Source organism: Frankia sp. CeRuru1, from assembly GCF_977966315.1.
Genome location: NZ_CDWWEW010000042.1, coordinates 1 through 20391, shown reverse-complemented (window position 1 = coordinate 20391; position 20391 = coordinate 1). Strand labels below are relative to the sequence as shown.

The 20391-nt window shown below is 70.3% G+C and carries 16 protein-coding genes and 2 pseudogenes; 17 read left to right on the top strand and 1 reads right to left on the bottom strand.

What is annotated here, in order from left to right; translation table 11 throughout:
• The 17 genes and pseudogenes from AC08OP_RS05385 to AC08OP_RS05305 form a co-directional block, all read left to right on the top strand.
• On the top strand, positions 1-218 hold a 218-nt coding region (locus tag AC08OP_RS05385), incomplete at its 5' end, for a hypothetical protein (RefSeq protein ID WP_476613174.1).
• Between the two features lie 286 nt (positions 219-504).
• Entirely contained in the window at positions 505-1809 is a 1305-nt protein-coding gene (locus AC08OP_RS05380) for a geranylgeranyl reductase family protein (RefSeq protein WP_476613173.1), read from the top strand.
• 118 nt (positions 1810-1927) lie between these two features.
• A complete protein-coding gene (locus AC08OP_RS05375) occupies positions 1928-2290 on the top strand; it encodes an NADH-quinone oxidoreductase subunit A (RefSeq protein ID WP_011434998.1) in 363 nt (120 codons plus the stop codon).
• Positions 2281-3095 (top strand): annotated as a pseudogene (locus AC08OP_RS05370) (NuoB/complex I 20 kDa subunit family protein). Before AC08OP_RS05375 ends, AC08OP_RS05370 begins: the two are co-directional and overlap by 10 nt.
• Positions 3096-3098: 3 nt before the next feature.
• A complete protein-coding gene (locus tag AC08OP_RS05365; RefSeq protein WP_462185653.1) occupies positions 3099-3809 on the top strand; it encodes an NADH-quinone oxidoreductase subunit C in 711 nt (236 codons plus the stop codon).
• A 73-nt stretch (positions 3810-3882) separates the two neighbouring features.
• The gene (locus tag AC08OP_RS05360) at positions 3883-5331 is read left to right on the top strand and encodes an NADH-quinone oxidoreductase subunit D (RefSeq protein ID WP_476613172.1); all 1449 of its coding nucleotides are present in this window, start codon (positions 3883-3885) and stop codon (positions 5329-5331) included.
• Positions 5331-6113, top strand: a complete 783-nt coding sequence (gene nuoE / locus AC08OP_RS05355; RefSeq protein WP_476613171.1) for an NADH-quinone oxidoreductase subunit NuoE — start codon at positions 5331-5333, stop codon at positions 6111-6113. Before AC08OP_RS05360 ends, nuoE begins: the two co-directional genes overlap by 1 nt.
• A 2-nt stretch (positions 6114-6115) precedes the next feature.
• Positions 6116-7447: an NADH-quinone oxidoreductase subunit NuoF gene (nuoF, locus tag AC08OP_RS05350; RefSeq protein WP_476601368.1), complete on the top strand. Its 1332-nt coding sequence runs from the start codon at positions 6116-6118 to the stop codon at positions 7445-7447.
• Between the two features lie 5 nt (positions 7448-7452).
• Positions 7453-9978: an NADH-quinone oxidoreductase subunit G gene (locus AC08OP_RS05345; protein WP_476613170.1), complete on the top strand. Its 2526-nt coding sequence runs from the start codon at positions 7453-7455 to the stop codon at positions 9976-9978.
• On the top strand, positions 9975-11315 hold the full coding sequence (gene nuoH, locus AC08OP_RS05340) for an NADH-quinone oxidoreductase subunit NuoH (RefSeq protein WP_476613169.1): 1341 nt from the start codon (positions 9975-9977) through the stop codon (positions 11313-11315). The genes AC08OP_RS05345 and nuoH overlap by 4 nt, the downstream gene beginning before the upstream one ends.
• Positions 11316-11327: 12 nt before the next feature.
• Positions 11328-11981, top strand: coding sequence for an NADH-quinone oxidoreductase subunit NuoI (gene nuoI / locus AC08OP_RS05335; RefSeq protein ID WP_476613168.1), 654 nt, complete (start codon positions 11328-11330; stop codon positions 11979-11981).
• Positions 11978-12784, top strand: a complete 807-nt coding sequence (locus tag AC08OP_RS05330; RefSeq protein WP_476613167.1) for an NADH-quinone oxidoreductase subunit J — start codon at positions 11978-11980, stop codon at positions 12782-12784. Before nuoI ends, AC08OP_RS05330 begins: the two co-directional genes overlap by 4 nt.
• Positions 12781-13080 (top strand): NADH-quinone oxidoreductase subunit NuoK, encoded by a 300-nt coding sequence (gene nuoK, locus AC08OP_RS05325; RefSeq protein WP_462185661.1) that lies wholly within the window; start codon positions 12781-12783, stop codon positions 13078-13080. Before AC08OP_RS05330 ends, nuoK begins: the two co-directional genes overlap by 4 nt.
• A gap of 190 nt (positions 13081-13270) precedes the next feature.
• On the top strand, positions 13271-15256 hold the full coding sequence (gene nuoL, locus AC08OP_RS05320) for an NADH-quinone oxidoreductase subunit L (protein ID WP_462185662.1): 1986 nt from the start codon (positions 13271-13273) through the stop codon (positions 15254-15256).
• Position 15257: 1 nt separating this feature from the next.
• Positions 15258-16898 carry an NADH-quinone oxidoreductase subunit M gene (locus AC08OP_RS05315; protein WP_476613166.1) on the top strand — a complete coding sequence of 547 codons (1641 nt, stop codon included), beginning with the start codon at positions 15258-15260 and terminating at the stop codon, positions 16896-16898.
• 41 nt (positions 16899-16939) lie between these two features.
• Positions 16940-18475 carry an NADH-quinone oxidoreductase subunit NuoN gene (nuoN, locus tag AC08OP_RS05310; protein ID WP_476613175.1) on the top strand — a complete coding sequence of 512 codons (1536 nt, stop codon included), beginning with the start codon at positions 16940-16942 and terminating at the stop codon, positions 18473-18475.
• 7 nt (positions 18476-18482) lie between these two features.
• Positions 18483-19499 (top strand): polyprenyl synthetase family protein, encoded by a 1017-nt coding sequence (locus tag AC08OP_RS05305; protein ID WP_476613165.1) that lies wholly within the window; start codon positions 18483-18485, stop codon positions 19497-19499.
• 141 nt (positions 19500-19640) lie between these two features.
• On the opposite strand, the pseudogene AC08OP_RS05300 reads toward AC08OP_RS05305, so the two are convergent.
• Positions 19641-20391, bottom strand: a pseudogene (locus AC08OP_RS05300) (hypothetical protein); the annotation flags it as partial.

Genomic DNA, 20391 nt, shown 5'->3' with positions numbered 1-20391 from the left:
GTGCATCCGCGCCGTCGGGACACCGGCGGCGACCGCGGACGAGCCACCGCGTTTCGGGTGACCTGTGGAGGGACTACCCCGCACGGGCGCTGATCCCACCCCGGGGGGCGAATATGGGCCACCGGCGGGCGGTGGAGGCCGGCTTCGTGGTTTCTCCGTTGCGCTTCGCGCTGCGGGCGACTGCTCCGGACCGACACCAGGCGGGTGAGCTGGCCTGATCCAGGCCGATCGGGCGGGAATTGTACCTGCCGCTCATGGTGGCGATCGACCGCCGAGCTCCGGCGGCGGGCGTCCGGTGCCGCGAACTATCGCTCACAGTAGCGATAGGGTGCACGAAGTCAACTCGTCCGTTCTTCGCCGCATCCTGGTTGGTGCGGTTGGCCTGCGCAAGGCCTACACTCGCCGAGAACGCTCGTGAAGAATTTCACGAGCACACAGGTAGAGGGCCCCCGGTGGGGTGCCCCCGGGACGAGTGGTCTAGCAGATCCGGAGCAATTCGTGACCATGGCGAGGACAAGGGCTGATGGTGCGGCCGGCCGGTCGAAGGCCGACGCCGGCGTCATCGTGGTCGGCGCGGGTCCCGGTGGCTCCTCGGCCGCCTACCACCTCGCCAGCGCCGGGCTCGACGTGCTCCTGTTGGAGAAGACGACCTTCCCCCGCGAGAAGGTCTGTGGCGACGGGCTGACCCCGCGGGCCGTCCGCAGTCTCGTGGACATGGGTGTCGACACCTCGCCCGTGGCCGGATGGGCCCGTAACCGGGGGCTTCGCATCATAGGCGGCGGCGTCCGCCTGGAGCTGCCCTGGCCGGAGCTGGCGAGCTGGCCCGACTATGGCCTGGTCCGTCCGCGGCTTGACTTCGACGACCTGCTGGCCCGCCACGCGGTGAAGGTCGGTGCCCGGCTGCACGAGGGGACCGCCGTGACCGGTCCGCTGCTCGACGAGCGCACCGGACGGGTCGTCGGCGTGCACGCCAGGACCGGCACCGACCGGGCACCTGTGACGTTCCGGGCGCCATTGGTCGTCGCGGCGGACGGTAACAGCGCCCGCATCGCGCTCGCCCTCGGTATCCGCCGCCGGGAGGACCGGCCGCTCGGGGTCGCGGTCCGCCGCTACTACCGCAGCCCCCGCACGCACGACGACTTCCTCGAGTCCCATCTGGAGCTGTGGGAGGGCAGGCCGCGCGAGAGCCGGCTGCTGCCCGGCTACGGCTGGATCTTCGGGGTCGGTAACGGCACGAGCAACGTGGGCCTCGGCCTGCTGAACACCACGGACGCCTTCCAGAACACCGACTACCGGGACCTGCTGCGCCGCTGGCTCGCCGCATTGCCGCCGGAGTGGGGATACACCGAGGAGAACGCCACCGGCCCGGTGCGTGGCAGCGCCCTGCCGATGGGCTTCAACCGGACCCCCCATTACCGCGACGGCGTGCTGCTGGTCGGTGACGCAGGCGGGATGGTGAATCCCTTCAACGGGGAGGGCATCGCCTACGCGCTCGAATCCGGTCGGTACGCCGCCGAGATTGCTGTGCAGGCCCTCGCCCGCCCGGATGGTCCGGCGCGGGAGCGGGCGCTCGGCCAGTACCCGGAACTCATGCGGGCCCGGTACGGGGGCTATTACACCCTGGGCCGGTTCTTCGTCCAGCTCATCGGCAATCCGACGATTATGGCGTTCGGTACCCGCTACGGGCTGCCGAGACCGGTCCTCATGCGTTTCGTTCTCAAGATCATGGCAAATCTTACCGACCCCCGGGGAGGGGATGCGATGGACCGACTGATCAACGCGATGACCCGGCTCGCTCCCGCGGCCTGACGTGTCCGAAATGGCCACTGGTTCCGCGGGCCGAGTCCGGACCGTTCGCGGTCCGTTCACCGGCGAGCCGTTTCACCCCAACGTCCGGTAACAAACTCTCGAAGGAGAGGAGTTCGGCATGCTCTCGAACTATGTGCCGATCCTCGTTCTGCTCGTGATCGCGGCCCTGTTCGCAGTTGGTTCGGTCGCGGCCGGTGCGCTGATCGGCCCGCGCCGGTTCAACCGTGCGAAGATCGACGCATACGAGTGCGGGATCGAACCCTCCCCGGCCCCGGCCGGGCCGCAGCGTTTCCCGGTGAAGTACTACAACACCGCGATGCTCTTCATCGTCTTCGACATCGAGATTATCTTCCTCTTCCCCTGGGCGGTAGCGTTCGACAGCCTGGCGGTATTCGGTCTCGGCGCGATGGCGTTGTTCATGGCGACCATTTTCGTCGCGTACGCCTACGAGTGGCGGCGTGGAGGTCTGGAATGGGACTAGAGGAGAAGCTGCCGGGCGGTGTGCTTCTTGCCAGCGTCGAGAAGCTCGCCAACTGGTCACGGCGCTCGTCGCTGTGGCCGGCGACCTTCGGGTTGGCCTGCTGCGCGATCGAGATGATGTCGACGGGAGCCGGCCGCTACGACCTGTCCCGATTCGGCATGGAGGTCTTCCGGGCCAGCCCGCGCCAGGCCGATCTCATGATCGTCGCCGGCCGGGTGAGTCAGAAGATGGCGCCGGTGCTGCGGCAGATCTACGACCAGATGCCCGAGCCCAAGTGGGTGCTGTCGATGGGTGTCTGCGCCAGCAGCGGCGGCATGTTCAACAACTACGCGATCGTGCAGGGCGTGGACCATATCGTCCCGGTCGACATGTACCTCCCCGGCTGCCCACCGCGGCCGGAGATGCTCATGGACGCCATCATCAAGCTGCACGAGAAGATCCTCGCCGGCCCGATCTCCGGCCGGATCGAGCACACGAAGATCGGTTCCTCGCCGTATCCGAAACCCATCGAGGTGGCCACCGCCCGGGCCGGTCTGCCGGCGGGCGCATTCGGCACCCGGACCCTCTCGGTGAACGACCGCAGCGCTTCTCGATCCCGGCCGGGGCGCCGGCGCCGACGGGTAGCGGGGCGGTCGAACCCGCCCTGGACACCCGCCGGCCCGCTGCCCTCGCGCCGCCCTCGGTGTTCGGGCGCGCCAAGCGGCTACCGGTCGACCCCAAGCCGAGTGACGAGGCCCGGGCGCACGGGCTCGGCCCGACCACCGAGAGCATCGGCGACGTCGACGACCCGGATCGGGGGATCTAGGCAGTGAGTGACGAGAGCACAGCCCCCGCCGACCTGGTACCGGGCGCCGCCGGCGTGCCCGGCGGCCCGGGTGGGCGGCGCCGGGACGCGTTCGGCGCCGGTGACAGCGGTGACACCTCCGGGTTCGGCGGGCTTGTGACGCCCGTTCCGGCCCTGAGCTCCACCGCCCGCCCGTTCGGTGACGCCGACGCCGACGCCGTCTACGACGCGCTCGAACGTGCCTTCCCCCAGCTCGGCGACGCCGTCGAACGGGTGGTGGTGGATCGCGGGGAGCTGACCGTCCACGTGCGCCGGGAGAGCCTCGCCGCCGTCGGGCAGACCCTGCGTGACGACCCCGACCTGCGGTTCGAGCTGCTGTCCTCGCTGTCTGGCGTGGACTACCCGGACGACGTCACCGGCCGTCGCCTGCACTCGGTGGTCCACCTGACCTCGATGACGCACCGTCGCCGGGTCCGGGTCGAGGTGTCCGTCACCGACGCCGATCCCACCGTGCCGAGCCTGACCTCGGTGTGGCCCACCGCGGACTGGCACGAGCGCGAGACCTACGACATGTTCGGCATCGTCTACACGGGTCATCCGGGCCTGACCCGAATCATGATGCCGGACGACTGGATCGGGCACCCGCAGCGCAAGGACTACCCGCTGGGGGGCATCCCCGTCGACTACAAGGGTGCCACGATCCCGCCGCCGGACGAGCGCCGGAGCTACTCGTGACCCCGCGTCCGGCCCTGGCCAGCCGGCGACACCGCCAAGGCGACATCCCACGAGGCGACATCCGAGGTTCGCTATGACGCCCAACACGTCGACTTCCGCCACCACGGACGATCTGACCACCGGGGCCCCTAACGGCACCGGGGCCCCCAACGGCGCGAACGGCGTCGGCTACCCGACCGGGACCGTCGGCGGACCCGGGGAGCATCCGGCCTACGAGGCCGGCTTCACCGAGTCGGCGAGTGGGCGGGTCTACACCGTCACCGGCAGCGACTGGGAGCAGATCCTCGGCGTCGGCGAGGAGGAGAACGAGCGGATCGTCGTCAACATGGGGCCGCAGCACCCGTCGACCCACGGGGTGCTCCGCCTGGTCCTGGAGATCGAGGGCGAGACGGTCACCGAGACCCGCATCGTCATCGGCTACCTGCACACCGGCATCGAGAAGAGCTGTGAGTACCGCACCTGGACTCAGGCGGTTACCTTCCTCACCCGGGCGGACTACCTCTCGCCGCTGTTCAACGAGGCGGCCTACTGCCTGTCGGTGGAGAAGCTGCTGGGCATCACCGAGCAGGTACCCGAGCGGGCCACGGTGATCCGGGTGATGGTGATGGAGCTCCAGCGGATCGCCTCGCACCTGGTGTGGCTCGCGACCGGCGGCATGGAGCTCGGCGCCACCACCGCCATGATCTTCGGTTTCCGGGAGCGGGAGAAGGTCCTCGACCTGCTCGAGCTCATCACCGGGCTACGGATGAACCACGCCTACATCCGGCCCGGGGGCCTCGCCCAGGATCTCCCCGACGGCGCCGAGCGGGCCATCCGGGCGTTCCTCGCCGACATGCCGAAGCGGATCAGGGAGTATCACGCGCTGCTCACCGGCCAGCCGGTCTGGAAGGCTCGGATGGTCGACGTCAACGTTCTCGACGCGGCCGGCTGCATCGCGCTGGGGACCACGGGCCCGGTGCTGCGCGCCGCGGGCCTGCCGTGGGACCTGCGCAAGACCATGCCCTACTGCGGCTACGAAACCTACGAGTTCGACGTGCCGACCGCGCTGGAGGGCGACTCCTTCGCCCGCTACCTGGTGCGGCTGGAGGAGATGGGCGAGTCGCTCAAGATCGTTGAGCAGTGTCTGGACCGGCTGCGTCCCGGCCCGGTCATGGTCGCCGACAAGAAGATCGCCTGGCCGTCCCAGCTGTCTGTCGGGTCCGACGGGACGGGTAACTCACTCGCGTACATCCGGAATATCATGGGGACTTCGATGGAGGCCCTGATCCATCACTTCAAGCTGGTGACCGAGGGGTTCCGCGTCCCGGCCGGTCAGGTCTACACCCAGATCGAGTCGCCGCGCGGCGAGCTCGGCTACCACGTGGTCAGCGACGGCGGCACGAGACCTTTCCGCGTCCACGTGCGGGATCCAAGCTTCGTCAACCTGCAGGCCGTCCCGGCGCTGACCGAGGGCGGCCAGGTGGCGGACGTGATCGTCGGGGTCGCCTCGGTCGACCCGGTACTCGGGGGAGTTGATCGTTGATGGCGTTCTCGCCGGAGACCCAGGCGGCCGCTCAGGAGATCATCGCCAGGTATCCAGCCGGCCGATCCCGTTCGGCCCTGCTCCCGCTGCTGCACCTGGTACAGGCCGAGCAGGGGTGCGTGACTGCGCAGGGCATCGCGTTCTGCGCGGACGTGCTGGGCATCACCCGGGCCGAGGCCGGCGCGGTCGCGACCTTCTACACGATGTACAAGCGGCATCCGGTCGGGGACTACCTCGTCTCGGTCTGCACGAATCTGTCGTGCGCGCTGCTCGGTGGCGAGGACGTCTACGAGCGGGTCTCGAAGCTCCTCGGGATCGGCCATGACGAGACGACGCCGGACGGGTCGATCACCCTCGAGCACGCCGAGTGCCTCGCGGCCTGCGACTACGCACCGGTCATGACGGTGAACTACGAGTTCTACGACCAGGTCGACCCCGACTCTGCCCAGGCGATCGTCGAGGACCTGCGGGCGGGGCGGCGGCCGGCGCCGGCCCGTGGCGGTCCGTTGTGCTCGTTCGCCGAGGTCTCCCGCCAGCTTGCCGGGTTCGGCGATCCGCGGCCGGAGGGCGTCGCGGGCCCGGGGGTCGGCGAGCCGTCGGTCGTGGGTCTCCTCGTGGCCGAGGCGGCCGGCTGGAGCGCCGAGCAGGCGCCCGCGCCGCTGGTCACCCACGGTGTGGGGGCCGACGCGGCGGCGCGCCCCGCCTCACCGCCTGCCGGGCCGCCGCCCGCGGTGGTTCCGGCGCCGACGACCCCGGCCTCCTCGGAACGGAAGGGGAGCTGACAATGCCCGTCACCCCGGTCCTCACCCGGCGCTGGAACACGCCGGAGTCGTGGACGATCGAGACCTACACCCGCCTCGACGGCTACACCGCGCTGCGCACCGCCCTCGCGATGGCCCCGGGTGACCTCATCAAGCTGGTGAAGGACTCCGGGCTGCGGGGGCGGGGCGGCGCCGGCTTCCCCACCGGGATGAAGTGGGGCTTCATCCCGCAGGGCGACGGCAGGCCGCACTACCTCGTCATCAACGCCGACGAGGGGGAGCCGGGCACCTGCAAGGACGCGCCGCTGATGATGGCGGACCCGCACTCGCTCATCGAGGGGATCGTCATCGCGGCCTACGCGGTGCGGGCCGGCCGGGCGTTCGTCTACCTGCGCGGCGAACTGATCCACGCGGCCCGTCGGCTGCAGGCCGCCGTGGCCGAGGCCTACCGGGCCGGCTACCTCGGCCGGGACATCCTCGGCAGCGGCTTCGACCTCGACCTCGTCGTGCACTCCGGCGCGGGCGCCTACATCTGCGGCGAGGAGACGGCCCTGCTCGACTCCCTGGAGGGCCGCCGCGGCCAGCCTCGGCTGCGCCCGCCGTTCCCCGCGACGCACGGCCTGTACGCCTCCCCGACGGTGGTCAACAACGTCGAGACGATCGCGTCGGTGCCGTACATCGTGAACTACGGTGTGGACTGGTTCCGGTCGATGGGCCGGGAGCGCTCGCCGGGGCCGAAGATCTACAGCCTGTCCGGGCACGTGACCCGGCCCGGCCAGTACGAGGCCCCGATGGGCACCACCCTGCGGGAGCTGCTCGACCTGGCCGGCGGCGTGCGGGGCGGTCGCGGGCTCAAGGCGTGGACCCCGGGCGGGTCGTCCACCCCGATGCTGACCGCCGAGCACCTCGACGCGCCGCTCGACTTCGAGGGCATGCAGGAGGCCGGGTCGCTGCTCGGCACGGCCGCACTCATGATCATGGATGACACGGTCGACATGCTCAAGGTCGTCCGCCGGCTCACCCAGTTCTACGCGCACGAGTCGTGCGGCAAGTGCACTCCGTGCCGCGAGGGCACCACCTGGATGGTGCAGATCCTGTCCCGGATGGAACGGGGCCAGGGCGACGCCGAGGACGTGGACACCCTCGTCGACGCCTGCGACAACATCTTCGGCCGGGCGTTCTGCGCGCTGGCCGACGGGGCCACCTCCCCGATCGTCTCGGGGATCAAGTACTTCCGGGACGAGTTCATCCCGGTGAGTGCGGTGACCACGAAGCCGAACCCCACCCCGGGAGACGCCACGGCCGGCGACGGCTCGCCCGCGTCCGCCCCGGGTGCCTACGCGGGAGCGCACTGACCATCATGACCGTCGCCCCATCCAGGCCTCGCGCCTCCGAGCCGGCCCAGCCGGTCGCATCCGACCTCATCACCCTCACCATCGACGGGCTGTCGGTGAGCGTGCCCAAGGGCACCCTCATCATCCGCGCGGCCGAGCTGCTCGGCATCGAGATCCCGCGGTTCTGCGACCATCCGCTCCTCGACCCCGTCGGAGCCTGCCGGCAGTGCATCGTCGAGGTGGAGGGCCAGCGCAAGCCGGTCGCCTCCTGCACCACGACGGTGGCCGCCGACATGGTCGTGAAGACCCAGCTAACCTCGCCGGTCGCCCGCAAGGCCCAGGCCGGCACGCTCGAGTTCCTGCTCCTCAACCATCCGCTTGACTGCCCGATCTGCGACAAGGGCGGCGAGTGCCCGCTGCAGAACCAGTCGATGGCAAACGGCGGTGCGGTCTCCCGGTTCAAGGAGACCAAGCGGGTGTACCCGAAGCCGCTGGCGATCTCCACCGAGATCCTGCTGGACCGGGAGCGCTGCGTGCTGTGCGCCCGCTGCACCCGGTTCTCCGCCCAGATCGCCGGTGACCCGTTTATCGAGCTGTTCGAGCGAGGCGCCGCCGAGCAGGTCGCGGTGAGCGACGGGCAGCCGTTTTCCTCCTACTTCTCCGGCAACACCGTGCAGATCTGCCCGGTGGGGGCATTGACCAGCGCCGCCTACCGTTTCCGGGCCCGGCCCTTCGACCTGGTCTCCACGCCCACGGCGTGCGAGCACTGCGCGTCGGGATGCTCCCTGCGCACCGACCACCGCCGGGGCAGGGTGACCCGTCGCCTCGCCGGCGACGACCCGGCGGTGAACGAGGAGTGGAACTGCGACAAGGGCCGGTTCGCCTTCACCTACGCGCGCGCGGCCGACCGGCTCACCACCCCGCTGATCCGCGACGACGAGACCGGGCAGCTCGTCCCGGCATCCTGGAGCGAGGCGCTCGAGTACGCCGCGCGTGGACTGGCCGAGTGCCGGGACCGGCGCGGGGTCGGGGTGCTCACCGGCGGGCGGCTGACCCGTGAGGACGCCTACGCCTACGCGAAGTTCACCCGGGTGGCGCTGGCCAGCAACGACGTGGACTTCCGGGCCCGGCCGCACTCCGCCGAGGAGGAGCAGTTCCTCGGGTATGCCGTCGCCGGCACCGGCATCGGCGTCACCTACGCCGATCTCGAGGCCGCCCCGGCCGTGCTCTTGGTGGCCTTCGAGCCGGAGGAGGAGTCGCCCATCGTCTTCCTGCGACTACGTAAGGCCGTGGACAAGCACGGCGCGGCCGTGCACGCGCTCGCACCCCTGGCGAGCCGGGGGCTGACCAAGCTCGCCGGCACTCTCGTGCCGACGCGGCCCGGCGAGGAGGCGGCCGTCCTCGACGCGCTCGCCGCCCCCGACCGGGGCGGGCCGGAAGCACCGACCACGCAGGCCCTGCGGGCGCCGGGGGCGGTGATCCTGGTGGGCGAGCGGGCCGCGGAGTTCCCCGGGGCGCTGTCCGCGGCTGTCCGGCTGGCCGAGGCGACCGGTGCCTCGCTCGCCTGGGTTCCGCGGCGGGCCGGTGACCGCGGCGCGGTCTCGGCCGGGCTGCTTCCCTCGCTGCTGCCCGGCGGCCGCCCGGTCACCGACGCCGCCGGGCGCGCCGAGGTCGAGGAGGTCTGGGGGGGTCCGCTGCCCGGCGCGCCCGGCCGCGACACCGACGGCATCCTGGCCGCCGCCGCGGCCGGGCGGCTCGACGGGGTGATCGTGGCCGGGGTCGACGCGGAGGACCTGCCGAATCCGGCGAGTGCGCTCGCGGCGCTCGCCCGGATGCCGTTCTGCGTCTCGATCGAGCTGCGCCGGTCGTCGATCGCCGAGGTCGCGGACGTGGTGCTGCCCATCGCCCCGGTGGCGGAGAAGGCCGGCTCGTTCGTCGACTGGGAGGGCCGGCTGCGACCGTTCCAGCGGGCCCTGGACACCCCGGCCCTGCCGGACGTCCGGGTGCTGCACCTGCTCGCCGCCGAGATGGGCCTCGACCTCGGCTTGCCCGACGCCGGCGCGGCCGCCCGCGAGCTGCGCGCCCTGGGCCGGGCCGGCGACGGTGTGAGCCGGGTGCCCGCCCCGTCGGAGCCGATCGCCGAGCCGCCCGTCGCGGGGGCGGGTGAGGCGGTGCTCGCGACCTGGCACCAGCTCGTCGACGACGGCGCCCTGCAGGCCGATGAGCCCTACCTGGCGGGCACCGCGCGCCCGGCGGTGGCCCACCTGTCCGCCGCGACCGCCGCCGAGATCGGCGCCGTGGCCGGGGGGCGGGTAACCGTCACGACCCCCCGCGGCTCGATCACCCTGCCCGTCGAGGTCACGGCGATGCCCGACCGGGTGGTCTGGGTGCCGACCCACTCGCCGGGCTCGCACGTGCGCCGGGCGCTTGCCGGGCACGCCGGGGTCCTCGTCCGGGTGGGCGCCGCCGGGACGAGCACCCCCGCCGAGGACGATCCCCCTGCCGGGGACGGCACCCCCGCCGAGGACGACACTCCCGGAGGCCGCGCATGAGCGCCACCCCGCCCACGCTCGTCTGGGCCGCGGCCGCGGATCCGGACCTGCACGCGTTCGCCGACGACCCGTTCTGGCTGATCCTGCTCAAGGCCGTCGCGGTGTTCGCCTTCCTGCTGCTGATGACGCTGTTCGCGATCGTGTTCGAGCGCAAGGTCGTCGCGAAGATGCAGCAGCGGGTCGGCCCGAACCGCCACGGCCCGAGGGGCTGGCTGCAGAGCCTCGCCGACGGCGCCAAGCTGATGCTCAAGGAAGACCTCATCCCGGTACTCGCCGACAAGCCGATCTTCATCCTGGCGCCGATTGTCTCCGCGGTGCCCGCGTTCCTCGCCTTCGCGGTGATCCCCTTCGGTCCGGAGGTCTCGATCCTCGGGGAGCGGACCACGCTGCAACTGGCGGACCTGCCGGTGAGCGTGCTCTACCTGCTGGCGGCCGCCTCCCTCGGTGTCTACGGGCTCATCCTGTCGGGCTGGTCGAGCGGGTCCACCTACCCGCTGCTCGGCTCGCTGCGTTCGGCCGCGCAGATCATCTCCTACGAGGTCGCGATGGGGCTCGCGTTCGTCGCGGTGTTCATCTACGCCGGCACGCTGTCGACCTCCGGCATCGTGGCGAGCCAGTCGGGTCGCTGGTACATCGTGCTGGTGCCGTCGTTCGTCCTGTACTGCATCTCGATGGTCGGCGAGACGAACCGGACCCCCTTCGACCTCCCCGAGGCCGAGGGCGAACTGGTCGGCGGGTTCCACACCGAGTACAGCTCCATCAAGTTCGCGTTCTTCTTCCTGGCCGAGTACATCAACATGGTCACCGTCTCGGCGATCGCGACGACCTTGTTCCTCGGGGGCTGGCAGCCTCCGCCCATCCCCGGCCTGTCCGGTCTGAACTCCGGCTGGATTCCGCTGATCTGGTTCGTCCTCAAGCTGCTGGCGTTCCTGTTCTTCTTCATCTGGCTGCGCGGGACGCTGCCGCGGCTGCGGTACGACCAGTTCATGAGCTTCGGCTGGAAGGTGCTCATCCCGGTCGGTCTGGTCTGGGTGCTGGCCGTCGCGACCTTCCGCGTCTACCAGAAGCACGTGGACGACCGCACGCCCTGGCTCGTCGGGTTCGGCGTGGTCGTCGGCATCCTGCTGATCGTCGCGCTCATTGATCCCGGCGGCGCGAGGCACCAGCGGGAGCTGGAGGAGGCCGAGCAGCGCAAGTTGGCCGAGGCGCCGAGCCTCGACCGCATCCCGTGGCCGCCCCCACCGCCGGCCGGTGGACGGGGCCGTCCGGCGGTGTCCGCCGGTGCCTCGGCCAACGGGTCGTCCACTGTCATCCCCGCGGACCCCGGTCCGCGTTAGGAGCGTTGAGTCATGGGGATCCTCGACCCGTACAAGGGGTTCGGCGTCACCTTCGGGACGATGTTCAAGAAGCCGACGACCGAGCAGTACCCGGAGGAAAAAAAGGAGACCGCCCCGCGTTTCCACGGCCGTCACCAGCTCAACCGGCATCCCGACGGCCTGGAGAAGTGCGTCGGGTGCGAGCTGTGCGCCTGGGCGTGCCCGGCCGATGCGATCTATGTCGAGGGCGCGGACAACACCGAGGCTGAGCGGTACTCCCCGGGCGAGCGGTACGGCCGCGTCTACCAGATCAACTACCTGCGGTGCATCCTGTGCGGGCTGTGCATCGAGGCCTGCCCCACCCGGGCGCTGACGATGTCCAACGACTACGAGCTCGCCGACGACAGCCGACAGGATCTGATCTTCACCAAGGAACAGCTGCTCGCTCCGCTGCGCGAGGGTATGGAGGCGCCGCCGCATCCGATGCGGCTCGGCTCCAGCGAGACCGACTACTACACCCGCGCCCCCGACGCCCCGCTGCCCTGGCAGGTCTCGGAGCAGGAGCAGGCCGCGGGGCAGGCCGCGGAGCGGGAGGCAGCAGACGTCATCGCCCGGCGGACGGCGGGCGAGCACTCCCGGGCGGACGAGGTTCCCGCCCACGGCGCCGGTTCGGAGCGACCACGATGAACCACGAGATCCTCGCCGCCGCCGCGGGGGACATCACCAGCACCTCCACCGGTGAGGCCGCGACCTTCTGGATCCTCGCCCCGGTCGCGGTGCTGGCCGCACTCGGCATGGTGATGGTCCGCAGCGCCGTGCACTCGGCGCTGCTGCTGGTGGCCAACCTGTTCTGCGTCGCGGTGTTCTACCTGATCCAGGAGGCACCGTTCCTCGGGTTCGTGCAGATCATCGTCTACGCGGGCGCGATCATGGTGTTGTTCCTGTTCGTGCTGATGCTCGTCGGGGTCGACTCGTCCGACTCGCTGGTGGAGACCATCCGCGGTCAGCGCCTCGGCGCGATCGTCTTCGGCCTCGGCTTCGCGGGCCTGCTGGCCTTCCCGATCGGTTCGGCGATCGACGGCGGGAGCGCCACGGGCTTGTCCGAGGCGAACACCGGCGGCAACGTCCAGGCGATCGGCCGCCTGCTGTTCACCGACTACGTCTTCGTCTTCGAGGCGATCTCGGCGCTGCTTGTCGTCGCCGCGATCGGCACGATGATCCTCGGCCACCGGGAACGCGAAGGCGGCCGGATCAGCCAGCGGGAGTGGATGCGGCGGCGCTTCACCGAGGGCCGTCAGGTCACCCCGCTGCCCGGGCCGGGGGTCTTCGCCCGGCATGACTCCGCCGACACGCTCGGGCTGTTGCCGGGCGGCGGGCGCGCCTCGGGCATCGGGGGCATCCCCGAGACGCCCGGCGAGCCGGGCGGCGGCATCTCCCGGGACGCGAACGGTTCGGCGCCCGTCGGCGCCGGTAAGGGGGACGGTCGATGAACCCCGCGAACTACCTGATCCTCTCCGCGCTACTGTTCACCATCGGCACGGTCGGGGTCCTCGTCCGGCGCAACGCGATCGTCGTGTTCATGTCGGTGGAGCTCATGCTCAACGCCGCGAACCTGACCCTGGTCACGTTCTCCCGCATTCACGGGACCCTCGACGGGCAGATCATGGCCTTCTTCGTCATGGTCGTCGCCGCGGCCGAGGTCGTCATCGGCCTGGCCATCATCCTCAGCATCTTCCGAACCCGTCACTCGGCGTCGGTGGATGACGTGAACCTGCTGAAGTACTAGCTCCCAGCCAAGCACGAGTACGAGCGCGAACACCAGATCTTGACCAGCATTCCCACCGCGGACCGGGTCGGGTGGACTCTCCGGTCCGCTCCCGCCGCCGGAACGCGGCTGCGACCGGCCGTCGGCCACGGAAGAACGGACGACACTGCAGTGACGCATTATCGCCAATGGCATCCGCGGCGGAGTCGCGATGAACGCTGACCCGCTTCTGCTCGCCGCCGCCGAACATGGCGGCAGCAAGATCCATTATGCGGCCGCGTCGGGGGTCTTCTCGCTGACCTGGCTGCTCATCGCGCTTCCGTTGGCCGGAGCCGCGGTGCTGTTGCTCGGCGGCCGGCGGACCGATGGGTTCGGGCATCTGCTCGGCACACTGACCTCCGCCGCCAGCTTCGTGATCGGTCTGGTGCTGTTCGCCGGCCTGCTCGACCGCCCCGGTGACGACCGGGCGCTGTCCCAGCAGCTGTACTCCTGGATTCCGGTCAACGGTTTCCAGGTGGACGTCGGTCTGCTGGTCGACCAGCTTTCGGTCGTCTTTGTGCTGCTGATCACTGGGGTCGGGACGCTGATCCACATCTACTCGATCGGCTACATGGCGCACGACCCGGCCCGGCGGAAGTTCTTCGCCTACATGAACCTCTTCCTGGCGTCGATGCTGCTGCTCGTCCTGGGCGACAACTTCCTGTCGCTCTACGCCGGCTGGGAGCTGGTCGGGCTGTCGTCCTTCCTGCTCATCAAGTTCTGGGAGTACAAGCCGGCCGCCGCCACCGCGGCGAACAAGGCCTTCTACATGAACCGGGTCGGGGACGTCGGGCTGGTGCTCGCGATCATGTTCATGTTCGCCACCGTCGGGTCGACGAGCTACGCCGACGTGTTCGGCTCGGCCGCCGCGGGCGTCATCGGTTACGGCACGATCACCGCGATCGCGCTGCTGCTCCTGCTCGGCGCGTGCGGCAAGTCCGGTCAGTTCCCACTGCAGGCCTGGCTGCCGGACGCCATGGAGGGCCCGACCCCGATCTCCGCGCTCATCCATGCGGCGACCATGGTCACCGCCGGGGTCTACCTCATCGTGCGGGCCGGGCCGATCTTCAACGAGACGCAGGCCGCTCGCACCGTCGTAGTGATCATCGGGGCGGTCACGATCCTGATTGGCTGCGTCATCGGCTGCGCCTACGACGACATCAAGAAGGTGCTGGCCTACTCGACGGTCAGCCAGATCGGGTACATGTTCCTCGCGGTGGGGCTGGGACCGGCCGGCTACGCGATCGGCATCATGCACCTGCTCGCCCACGGCTTCTTCAAGGCCGGCCTGTTCCTCGGATCCGGCTCGGTGATCCACGCGATGCACGACGACCAGGACATGCGCCACTACGGCGGGCTCTGGCGGTACATGCCCATCACCTGGGTGACCTTCGGTTTTGGCTACCTGGCGATCATCGGGTTCCCCGGGTTCTCCGGCTTCTTCACCAAGGACCGGATCATCGAGACCGCCTTCGACAAGGGTGGGACATCGGGATACCTGCTCGGCTCGATCGCGCTGCTGGGCGCGGGCATCACCGCCTTCTACATGTCCCGGCTGTTCCTGATGACCTTCCACGGCAGGCCGCGCTGGACGACGGAGGGCGAGCACGCCCGGCATCCGCACGAGTCCCCGGTGTCGATGACCGGGCCGATGATCGTGTTGGCCGTCGGCTCGGTCCTCGCCGGTGGCCTGTTCGTCCTCGGCCACTCGTTGCAGGACTGGCTCGAACCGGTCGCCGGGACGCACGTCGAGGGCGTCCACACCTTCTCGCCGCTCGTCCTCACCCTGCTCACACTGGTGGTCACCGTCGGCGGCTTCGCCGGCGCCTATGTGCGCTACCAGCTGCGCCCGGTCGAGGCGACGGCCCCGCCAGACTCCAAGGTCACCCTGGTCACCGTCGCCGCCCGTCACGACCTGTTCGCGAACACCTTCAACGAGACCGTCGCGATGCGGCCTGGCCAGTACCTGACCCGTTTCCTGGTCTGGCTGGACCTCGTCGGCGTCGACGGGCTCGTGCGGAGCAGCGCCGCCGCCATCGGCGGCCTGTCGGGGCGGATGCGCCGCCTCCAGACCGGCTTCGTCCGGTCCTACGCTCTGTCGATGTTGGGAGGTGCCGTCCTCGTGGTCGGCGCGCTGCTGCTGGTGAGGGCGGGCTGACATGCACACAGTCCCCTGGTTGACGATCATGCTGATCGTCCCGGCCGCGGGTGCGGTGATCGTCGCCGCTCTGCCCCGCCGGCTGTCGACCCTCGCCAAGCAGCTCACCCTCGGGCTCTCGCTGGCGGTCCTGGTGCTCGCGGTCCTTGCGACTGCTGCCTACGACCCGAACAAGGCCGGCTTCCAGTTCGGCCAGTCCTACGACTGGATCAAAACCTTCGGCATCTCCTACTCGGTGGGAGCCGACGGCATCTCGCTGGTGCTGATCCTGCTGGCCGCGCTGCTGGTGCCGGTCGTGGTCCTGGCGTCCTGGGACGAGGCAGACGCGGATGGCGGGACGACCGGCGCGACGGACCCGACCGGCGCGGCCGCCGTCGGGGCGGACGGCTCCGGGCCCGGAGCCGGGACGCGGAGCAGGCGGTCGGTCCCGGCGTTCTTCGCGCTGTTGCTGGCGCTGGAGGCTGGGATGATCGGCGTGTTCGCCGCCACCGACGTCTTCCTCTTCTACGTCTTCTTCGAGGCGATGCTCATCCCGATGTACTTCCTCATCGGGAGCTACGGCCCGGTCAGGGAGCAAGCGCAGCGCTCCTACGCGGCGGTCAAGTTCCTGCTCTACAGCCTCTTCGGTGGTTTGCTGATGCTCGCCGCCGTGATCGGGCTGTACGTCGTCTCCGCCGACAACCTCGGCAGCGGAACCTTCGACTTCGCCACCCTGCGGCAGATGGACATCACCCCCGAGGCGCAGAAGTTGCTGTTCCTCGGCTTCTTCCTGGCGTTCGCCATCAAGGCCCCGCTGTTCCCGTTCCACACCTGGCTGCCCGACGCCGGCGCGCAGTCGCCCACCGGCGGCGCGGTGCTGCTGGTCGGGGTGCTGGACAAGGTGGGCACGTTCGGACTGATCCGGTACTGCATCCCGCTGTTCCCCGACGCGGCCGACTACTTCGCCCCGCTGGTGCTGGGGCTGGCGGTGACCGGCATCTTCTACGGTGCCCTGCTCGCCATCGGGCAGCGGGACATGAAACGGCTGGTCGCCTACACCTCGCTGGCCCACTTCGGCTTCATCGCGCTGGGCACCTTCGCCTTCACTTCCCAGGCGGGCAGCGGCGCGGTGCTCTACATGGTCAACCACGGCCTGTCCACCGGCCTGCTTTTCATGGTCGTGGGCTTCCTGGTGGCGCGCCGCGGCACCCGTGACGTCGGCGCTTACGGTGGTCTGGCCAGGGTGACGCCGGTGCTCGCCGGGGTGTTCCTCGTCGCCGGACTGTCGTCGTTGGCGTTGCCCGGGACGAACAGCTTCGTCAGCGAGTTCCTGGTGCTGATGGGGACGTTCACCCGGAACAAGCCGCTGGCGATCGTCGCGACCACCGGCATCGTGCTGGCCGCGATCTACATCCTGTACCTCTACCAGCGGACGATGACCGGGCCGGTGGTGCACGAGGAGAACAAGGTCCTGGTCGACCTCAGCCTGCGCGAGAAGCTCGTCGTTGCCCCGATGGTCGCGCTCATCGTCGCGCTCGGGGTCTACCCCAAGCCGCTGCTCGACATCATCACGCCGACGGTGACGGCGACCTATGCCGATATCGGCAAGTCTGACCCGGCTCCGACGCACTCGGTGACCGCGGAGTCCGGAGGCCACTCGTGAGCGCCACACCCGACCTTCTCCTGGCGCAGGAATCGAACCCGATGATCATGCCGCCGTCGATCGAGTACTCCTCGCTCAGCCCGATCCTGATCGTGTTCGGGGTCGCGCTCGTCGGGGTGCTCGTCGACGCCTTCGCCACGATGCGGGCCCGGCGGACCTTCCAGCCGATCCTGGCGGGTGCGGGCTTCGTCGCCGCGCTCGTGGCCGTGGCGGTGCTGCATGGCCGGCAGGCCATCCTCGCCTCCGGTGCGCTGGCGATCGACGCGCCGACCCTGTTCATGCAGGGCACGATCCTGGTCTTCGCCCTGCTGTCGGTGCTGCTAGTGGCCGAACGCCAGCTTGACTCGTCCGGCGGGGCGATCGTGGCCTCGGCCGCGATCACTCCAGGCTCGAAGGGATCGACGGCACAGCAGACCTCGGCAGACGTGCAGACCGAGGCGTATCCGCTGATGGTCTTCTCGGTCACCGGGATGATGCTCTTCGTCGCATCGAACAACCTGCTGGTGATGTTCGTGGCGCTGGAGATCCTCTCGCTGCCGCTGTACCTGCTGGCCGGGCTCGCCCGGCGCCGCCGGCTGCTGTCGCAGGAAGCGGCGATGAAGTACTTCCTGCTCGGGGCGTTCTCCTCGGCCTTCTTCCTCTACGGCGTCGCGTTTGCCTACGGATTTGCCGGCAGCGTGGAGTTCGGGGCGATCGCGGACGCGGTCGGCAACGCCGGTGTGAACGACACCTACCTCTATCTGTCGTTCGCGCTGCTGGCGGTGGGTCTGTTCTTCAAGATCGGCGCCGCGCCGTTCCACTCCTGGACGCCGGACGTCTACCAGGGCTCGCCGACGCCGGTTACCGCGTTCATGGCGGCGGGGACGAAGGTCGCCGCGTTCGGCGCCCTGCTGCGGGTCTTCTACGTCGCCTTCGGGGGGCTGCGCTGGGACTGGCGACCAATCCTGTGGACGATCGCCATCCTCACCATGGTGGTCGGCGCGGTGCTTGCCCTGACCCAGCGCGACATCAAGCGCATGCTGGCCTACTCTGCGATCGCGCACGCCGGGTTCCTGCTGGTGGGCCTTGCCGGCACCAACACCGACGGCCTGCGCGGCTCGATGTTCTACCTGGTGACCTACGGCTTCACGACGATCGCCGCCTTCGCCGTGGTCTCCCTGGTCCGTACCGGCGACGGCGAGGCCGGCGACCTGTCCCAGTGGCGGGGGCTCGGCAGGACCTCGCCTCTGCTGGCCGGGACGTTCTCGTTCCTGCTGCTCGCGCTCGCGGGGATCCCGTTGACGAGCGGGTTCACCGGGAAGTTCGCGGTGTTCCAGGCCGCGATCGCCGGGGACGCCACCCCGCTGGTAGTCGTTGCACTGGTGTGCAGCGCCATCGCCGCCTTCTTCTACGTGCGGGTCATTGTGCTGATGTTCTTCTCCGAGCCGCTCGCCGAGGGTCCGGTGGTGGTGACCCGCCCGACGCTGACCTTCGCCGCGGTCGCCATCGGCACTGTGGCTACTCTTGTACTGGGAGTAGCGCCACAGCCTCTCCTGGACCTCGCGACGACCGCCGCGACGTCCGGCTTCGTACGCTGACGGTGGTATGAGCGCTATCGGGCTGGACGTCGTGGGGATCAGGACCGATCCTGATCTGGAAAAGGCCGTGCGGATGGGTCTTGTCCGGGTGGAGGATCTGCTGCGCGAGTCGGTGCGCAGCGAGTCCGCCTTCGTGACCGAGACCTCCCGCCATCTCGTCGACGCGGGGGGGAAACGTTTCCGTCCGATCGTCGTGCTGCTGGCGGCGCAGTTCGCCGATCCTGAGGCCGACGGGGTGGTGCCGGCGGCGGTGGCGATCGAACTCACCCATCTGTCGACGCTGTACCACGACGACGTGATGGACGAGGCGCCGCGGCGGCGGGGAGCGGCCTCCGCGAACACGCGGTGGACGAACACGGTCGCCATCCTCACCGGGGACTACCTGTTCGCCCGCGCCTCCGACATCACCGCGGACCTCGGCCCGGAGGCGACCCGCATCCTCGCCCGGACGATCGCGACCCTGTGCGAGGGGCAGATCCGGGAGACCGTGGGCCCGGCGCCCGGGCAGGACCCGGTCGAGCACTATCTGCGGGTTATCACGGACAAGACCGCCTCGCTCATCGCGACCTCGGGTCGGCTCGGTGCCATGCTGGCGGGCGCCGACCCGATCATCGTCGACACCCTCGCGACCTTCGGGGAGCTTTTCGGGGTGGCTTTCCAGCTGTCCGACGACATCATCGATGTTGCCTCGGACCCGGTGGACTCGGGCAAGACGCCCGGCACGGATCTGCGGGAGGGGATCCCGACCCTGCCGGTGCTCTACGCGCTGCAGGCCGATGACCGGGCGGCGGGACGGCTCCGGGAGCTCATCACCACCGGATTCGCCCCCGGCGACGGGAACACGGAGGACCGGGTGGGCGAGGCTCTCGATCTGCTGCGCAGCCACGTGGGCATGGCCCGGGCCCGGGCGGAACTCGTCTCCTGGTCGAGCCGGGCGCGGGAATGCCTCGCGCCGTTGCCGGACAATCCGGCGAAGACCGCCCTGGAGTCCCTCGCCGACTTCGTGGTCGACCGCACCGGCTGAGCGCGGCGCGGGACTGCCCGGTCCCGGGACTGCCCGGTCCCGGGACCGCCCGGGCCCGGAAACCCGGAAACCCGGAAACCCGGAAACAAGGCGACCTGGCCGAATCTGGTGAGACCCGGCCAGGTCGGAGGGCGTCCTGGGTCAGTGCCCCGACGTGACCGCCGTCGTGGCGGTGGTTCCGGCCGGGTCGGCGTGGCCCTTCGTGGCACCGGCCTGCGTACCGAAGAATGTCTCGAGCAGCGGAGTGACGTCGATCGGCGTCGGATGGAACGGCAGGGAGCCACCGGCCGAAGTCGGCGTCGGGCTCGTGGAGGGGGTCGGGTCGCCCCACGGCCACGAGTCGGTCGGCGACGGCGACGTCGTGGCCGCGCCGGCGGTGCCCGTCGGACTGGGCGCGATGGTACGCAGGTCGGTGGGGCTCGTGTTGAGTGAGCTGAGCTCGTCCCGCGGCGTCAGTGGCACGATCGGGATCGGCGAGGTGCCGGGGCTCAGGTACGCCTCGCCGGTGGCGTGGGAGGAACCTGATCGCCTGGACGGACTACCCGGGTGGGCGGTCAGGCCGGACTGGCTCGTGCTCGGCGCCAGCAGCGCCTGGGGCGGAGTGGGCAAGGTGGCCTGCGGACGGTCGCGGGAGGCCTGCGTCTGCGAGGAGCCGAAGGCGGCCCCGCCTGTGTACTGGACTCGAGGCGCCTCGCCGCCGTTCGGGCCGGTCGTGGCGCCCGTCGGATCGCCGCCCAGGGCTACGCCGGCGACCAGCGCGGACAGCCCGGCGAGCGAGACGGTTCCCGCCGCGGCGAGCCGCACCCGCCCGCTGCCCCGCCGACTGGCCGGTGCCCGGTGCGCGCCGGGCATCCGGCCGGGGCTCTCGGCGGGCGGGCTCGCCGGATGGATG

Coding starts and splice junctions, on each gene's coding strand:
- AC08OP_RS05380 (WP_476613173.1), top strand. CDS start 505: ATGGCGAGGACAAGGGCTGATGGTGCGGCCGGCCGGTCGAAGGCCGAC.
- AC08OP_RS05375 (WP_011434998.1), top strand. CDS start 1,928: ATGCTCTCGAACTATGTGCCGATCCTCGTTCTGCTCGTGATCGCGGCC.
- AC08OP_RS05360 (WP_476613172.1), top strand. CDS start 3,883: ATGACGCCCAACACGTCGACTTCCGCCACCACGGACGATCTGACCACC.
- nuoE (WP_476613171.1), top strand. CDS start 5,331: ATGGCGTTCTCGCCGGAGACCCAGGCGGCCGCTCAGGAGATCATCGCC.
- nuoF (WP_476601368.1), top strand. CDS start 6,116: ATGCCCGTCACCCCGGTCCTCACCCGGCGCTGGAACACGCCGGAGTCG.
- AC08OP_RS05345 (WP_476613170.1), top strand. CDS start 7,453: ATGACCGTCGCCCCATCCAGGCCTCGCGCCTCCGAGCCGGCCCAGCCG.
- nuoH (WP_476613169.1), top strand. CDS start 9,975: ATGAGCGCCACCCCGCCCACGCTCGTCTGGGCCGCGGCCGCGGATCCG.
- nuoI (WP_476613168.1), top strand. CDS start 11,328: ATGGGGATCCTCGACCCGTACAAGGGGTTCGGCGTCACCTTCGGGACG.
- AC08OP_RS05330 (WP_476613167.1), top strand. CDS start 11,978: ATGAACCACGAGATCCTCGCCGCCGCCGCGGGGGACATCACCAGCACC.
- nuoK (WP_462185661.1), top strand. CDS start 12,781: ATGAACCCCGCGAACTACCTGATCCTCTCCGCGCTACTGTTCACCATC.
- nuoL (WP_462185662.1), top strand. CDS start 13,271: ATGAACGCTGACCCGCTTCTGCTCGCCGCCGCCGAACATGGCGGCAGC.
- AC08OP_RS05315 (WP_476613166.1), top strand. CDS start 15,258: ATGCACACAGTCCCCTGGTTGACGATCATGCTGATCGTCCCGGCCGCG.
- nuoN (WP_476613175.1), top strand. CDS start 16,940: ATGATCATGCCGCCGTCGATCGAGTACTCCTCGCTCAGCCCGATCCTG.
- AC08OP_RS05305 (WP_476613165.1), top strand. CDS start 18,483: ATGAGCGCTATCGGGCTGGACGTCGTGGGGATCAGGACCGATCCTGAT.